The organism is Streptomyces durbertensis (assembly GCF_014156695.1).
Taxonomy (GTDB): Bacteria; Actinomycetota; Actinomycetes; order Streptomycetales; family Streptomycetaceae; genus Streptomyces; species Streptomyces durbertensis.
Window position 1 is genome coordinate 1 of sequence record NZ_WMLF01000449.1, and the last position, 4,383, is coordinate 4,383.

Below are 4,383 nucleotides of genomic sequence, written 5' to 3' on the forward strand. Positions count from 1 at the left end.
GAGCCCGGGTCGGCGCCGTGTCCCGTGCCGTCGCCCGGGTCCCGGCCACGGGAGCGACCGCCGGCCCGGCGACGGCCGCGGCGGCGACCGGCCCCGGGACGGCGGCTCCGGCGAGGACCGCGGCGGCGGGCGAGGCGACGGCGGCCGTGGCAACGACGGACGCGGCGGCGGGCGCGGATCCGGCGACGGCCCGCGCGACGGCCGGGGCCCCGGCGCCGGGCGAAGCGCGGGAGACGGCGGCCGCGCGGGATCACACACCTCCCTGGACAGGTCACGCTTCGGGCTGCCGCCCGCCGGACACCCCGGCGCCGCCGCGCCGAGGACGGACGTACGCCACCACGGCAGGACAGCCGCCACGGCCCGGTGACCCGCCCCGCCGCCGTCCGCTGAACTGTCTTCCGTGCCGCTCGCCGGCGCCGGACTGCTGTTGCTGCCGTGACGCGGAACCGCCGACGCCCCCGGTGCCGGGGCCCGGCCCGGTCGCTACCATGCGGGACGCACCGCCGCTCGTACACCAGCCCGGGAGTCCTCCGTGCCGCTTCTCCTCACCCAGCTGCTCCGGGCGCTCCGCGGCCGGCTGCGCGGCTGGCGCAAGGCGCTGGCGGTCATCGGCTTCGTCTTCCTCACGAGCTGGCTGATGATGTCGCTCGCGGAGGGCGGCGACGGCGAGCTGGCCCGGCCGGAGAACTACTGGTGGTGGTTCCTGATCACCGCCGCGACGGTCGGCTACGGCGACCTGTACCCGGTCGAGGGCGCCGCCCGGCTGGTGGGCGCCTACGTCGTGGTCGCCGGCATCGTCACCCTGACCATGCTCTTCACCGAGCTGACCGACCACCTCCAGAACCTCAGGGGAAAGCGCATGAAGGGCGTACTGCCGCAGCAGGCCGAGGGCCACGTCGTCGTGCTGGGCTACCGCGCCGGCCGCACCGAGCGGATCGTGCACGACCTGCGCCTTGAGGAGGACCGGGAGGTCGTGCTGTGCGCGTGGGAGGAGGACGCGCCGGAGCACCCGATGCCGGAGGAGGACGGCGTCGGCTTCGTGCGCGGCGACCTGTCCTGCGTGGACGTGCTGGCCCGGGCCGGGGTGGCCCGCGCGGGCGCGGTGATCGTCGACGCGCGGGACGACAACGAGGCGCTGGCCCTCGCGCTCGCCGTGCGGCACACCGCTCCGCGGGTGCATCTGGTCGCCGCCCTACGGGACATGGCCCGCCGCGCGCATCTGCGGTACGTGGACCCGGAGATCCAGTGCGTGCAGTGGCACCTGCCGAACCTGCTGACCGAGGAGGCGCTGGACCCCGGCGTCACCGAGGTCTACACCGAGCTGACCAGCAGTTCGGGCAGCAGCAACACCTACTCGCTGCCGCTGCCGGCCGCGTTGGCCGGCCGGAGCTTCGGCGAGTGCCAGACGTGGTTCGGCCGGGAGTTCGGCGCGACGGTGATCGCGGTCCGGCAGGGCGGCGCGGCGACGGTGAACCCGTCGTGGGGCACCGTGCTGGCCGGCGACGCCGTGCTGTACTACCTGGCCGCCGCCCGCGTCGACCCCCGTCATCCGGCGCCGACGCTCGACTGACGCCGCGCCGGCGGCCGTTCGCCCTCGCGCGGCAGGCTGTGGGTGTCGAGCTTCGGCGCGGGCCGCCTGGCCTGCGCCAGCACCATCGCGAACAGCGCGAGCGCCGCGCCGAGAAGCTGCGCCGATCCCATGCCCTGCCCCAGCGCCAGCCAGCCGACGACGGTCGCGACGACCGGGCTGAGCAGACCGAGGAAGATCACCTCGTTGGGGCCGAGCGCACGGATGCCGCGGAACCACAGCGCGTAGGAGAGCGCCGCGCCGACGACGGCGAGGTAGCCGTAGCCGAGCAGGTTGACGGCGGTCATGCCGGCCGGGGGCGGGCCCTCCACGAGCAGCGCGAGCGGGAGCAGCAGCATTCCGCCGCCGACGAGTTGCCAGCCGGTGGTGGCCAGCAGCGGTGCCGGTGAGCGCCACCGCTTGCTGAGGACCACGCCGACCGACATCGTCGCGGCGCCGCCGACGGCCGCCACCATGCCGAGCACGTCCAGCCGCGCGTCGGCGCGCAGCACCAGCAGCGCGACGCCCAGCAGGCCGAGGAACCCGGCGAACACCGTGCGTCCGGAGAGCCGTTGGCCGAGCAGTCCGGCCGACAGCGCGGCCACAAAGAGCGGTTGCAGCGCCCCGAGGGTGGCGGCCACGCCGCCCGGCAGCCGGTAGGCGGCGACAAACAGCAACGCGAAGAACACGCCGATGTTCAGCGCGCCGAGCACCAGCGACCGCCACCACCACGACCCGCGCGGCAGCCTGCGGGTGATCAGCACGAGCAGCAGCCCGGCGGGCAGGGCCCGCAGCACGGCGGCCAGCAGCGGCCGGTCCGGCGGCAGGAACTCGGTGGTGACGTAGTAGGTGGTGCCCCACACGGCGGGCGCGAGGGCGGTGACCAGCAGGACACTCATGCGATTGCTTAGCATTAAGATAAATTATCACAGCGCTAAGACATTCCTCTAGACTCCTCCCATGGCCGAACCCTCACAGCCGCAGGACCACGTCGACCGGGTACTCCAGCAGTGGGCCCGCGAACGCCCCGACCTCGACGCCTCCCCCATGGCCGTCATCGGCCGCATGAGCCGGCTCGCCCGCATCATCGAGGCCGAGTTGAACCAGACCTTCGCCCGACACGGCCTGGACCGCTCCTCGTTCGACGTCCTCGCCACACTCCGCCGCAGCGGACCGCCCTACCGACTCACCCCCGGCGCGCTGATGAAGTCGTCGATGGTCACCTCCGGCGCCGTCAGCCAGCGCCTCGACCGCCTCCAGGCCCGCGGCCTCGTCACCCGCACCCCCAACGCCGCCGACCGCCGTTCCATGGACGTCGCCCTCACCGACGAGGGCCACGCCCTCATCGAACGCGCCCTCCCCGACCACCTCGCCACCGAACACCGCCTGCTCGCCGGCCTCACCGACACCCAGCGCGACCACCTCGTCGACGCCCTCCGCACCCTCCTCACCACCCTCGACCACCCCACCGGCCGGTGACCACGGTCCCACCACCGCGGCGAGCACGCGTCCGGGGCGTGCCCGGCGTCCGGGAAGCCGGACTACTCGGGCCGAGTCACGGACGCGGTCTCCTTTCCGCCCTCGGGGAAGCCCTCCCCCTTCCCCAGAACCAGGACCCACGTGCCGCGCTCGCGCGCCAACTGCACGTACGTCTCGAACTTCTCGCCGGCCTCGTCCACCGCGACGACATGCGCGCTCGCCAGGTCGGGCCCGAAATCACGCAGCACTCGGACGTCCCTGACCACCAGAGACCGTCCGCCCCCGTCGGCGATCAGCCCTCTGGCGTCCTCCTCCACTCCTCGACGGCCCTGCCCCGCCAACGCGACCAGCGCCGCCGAGTCCCGCGCGTTGAGGGCTTCCACGTACGCCTCGACGACCTGGCGTTCCGTGCGCTGCCCCCCGCCCTCACCCGGAGAACATCCGGAACCCCCCAAGAAGACAAGCAGCGCGGCGACAACAACCGCGCTCGCCCTCACCACCGGCGACGAAGAACGCGACAACAACACTCCCAGGACGGCTGACATGGAGCGGTCCCCCTTTCCCTCACGGTCGCCGGCGAATCTACGTGCCTCCCGCACCCGACCAGGCGCCGCGCCCGCCCGGCGGCCTGATCGCTCCGCCGGATGGCTGGAAGCGGCCGCCGGTCAGGCCGGCGATCGACTCCGGTTCGCGGCGGTCGGAGTCGCCGAACATCACGGTGAACACCGCGGTGGTCACCGCCGCCCCACAGGAATTCGCTGGCACTCGGGCACGCCACTGCCGCAGCCTTGCTTCATGACCGACACCCGTCTCGGCCCTGGGGAGCCGAAGTACCGTATCCGCGCCGCCCATTCGGCGGAGACCGTCACCGTCTACCAGGCGTACGGGCCGCACATCGGCGGGCCGGCGGCCCGGGACGGCCACTTCCCGACCAGCTGGAAGCGGGAGCGGATGACGTGGATCAAGCCGTCGTTCCTGTGGATGATGTACCGCTGCGGATGGGGCACCAAGCCCGGACAGGAGACCGTGCTCGCCGTGACGATCAGCCGGGCCGGCTTCGAGTGGGCGATCCGCAACGCGTGCCTCTCCCACTACTCCCCCGCCGTCCACGACTCCCGCGAAGCGTGGCGGGACGCGCTGCACGCCGCCCCCGCCCGCGTCCAGTGGGACCCCGAACGAGACCTGCGCCTCCGGCCGTTGGACCACCGGTCGCTGCAGCTCGGGCTCGCCGGGGAGGCCGCCCGGCGCTTCGCCGACGAGTGGATCACGGACATCAGCGACGTCACGCCGCTCGCCTCACGCGTCCACGACCTCGTACGGGCCGGCGACCTCACGAC

The 4,383-nt window shown here is 73.6% G+C and carries 6 protein-coding genes; 3 read left to right on the forward strand and 3 right to left on the reverse strand.

Features of this window, described 5'->3' with window-relative positions; translation table 11 throughout:
• Positions 1-532 precede the first annotated feature (532 nt).
• Complete coding sequence (locus tag GL263_RS22360) at positions 533-1,570, forward strand: ion channel (protein ID WP_182857547.1); 1,038 nt, start codon at positions 533-535, stop codon at positions 1,568-1,570.
• Here the strand turns inward: GL263_RS22360 and GL263_RS22365 are convergent.
• Positions 1,546-2,466 (reverse strand): EamA family transporter, encoded by a 921-nt coding sequence (locus GL263_RS22365; protein WP_228456746.1) that lies wholly within the window; start codon positions 2,464-2,466, stop codon positions 1,546-1,548. The two genes, GL263_RS22360 and GL263_RS22365, sit on opposite strands and share 25 nt — an antisense overlap.
• 61 nt (positions 2,467-2,527) lie before the next feature.
• Here GL263_RS22365 and GL263_RS22370 point away from each other — a divergent pair, with 61 nt between their 5' ends.
• Positions 2,528-3,046: a MarR family winged helix-turn-helix transcriptional regulator gene (locus tag GL263_RS22370; RefSeq protein ID WP_182857549.1), complete on the forward strand. Its 519-nt coding sequence runs from the start codon at positions 2,528-2,530 to the stop codon at positions 3,044-3,046.
• A gap of 62 nt (positions 3,047-3,108) precedes the next feature.
• Here GL263_RS22370 and GL263_RS22375 read toward each other — a convergent pair whose 3' ends face one another.
• Both GL263_RS22375 and GL263_RS22380 read right to left on the reverse strand, forming a co-directional pair.
• The gene (locus GL263_RS22375) at positions 3,109-3,567 is read right to left on the reverse strand and encodes a Cif family virulence factor (RefSeq protein ID WP_182857550.1); all 459 of its coding nucleotides are present in this window, start codon (positions 3,565-3,567) and stop codon (positions 3,109-3,111) included.
• A gap of 61 nt (positions 3,568-3,628) precedes the next feature.
• A complete protein-coding gene (locus GL263_RS22380) occupies positions 3,629-3,784 on the reverse strand; it encodes a hypothetical protein (RefSeq protein ID WP_182857551.1) in 156 nt (51 codons plus the stop codon).
• Positions 3,785-3,841: 57 nt separating this feature from the next.
• Here GL263_RS22380 and GL263_RS22385 point away from each other — a divergent pair.
• On the forward strand, positions 3,842-4,383 hold a 542-nt coding region (locus tag GL263_RS22385; protein ID WP_182857552.1), incomplete at its 3' end, for a DUF4291 domain-containing protein.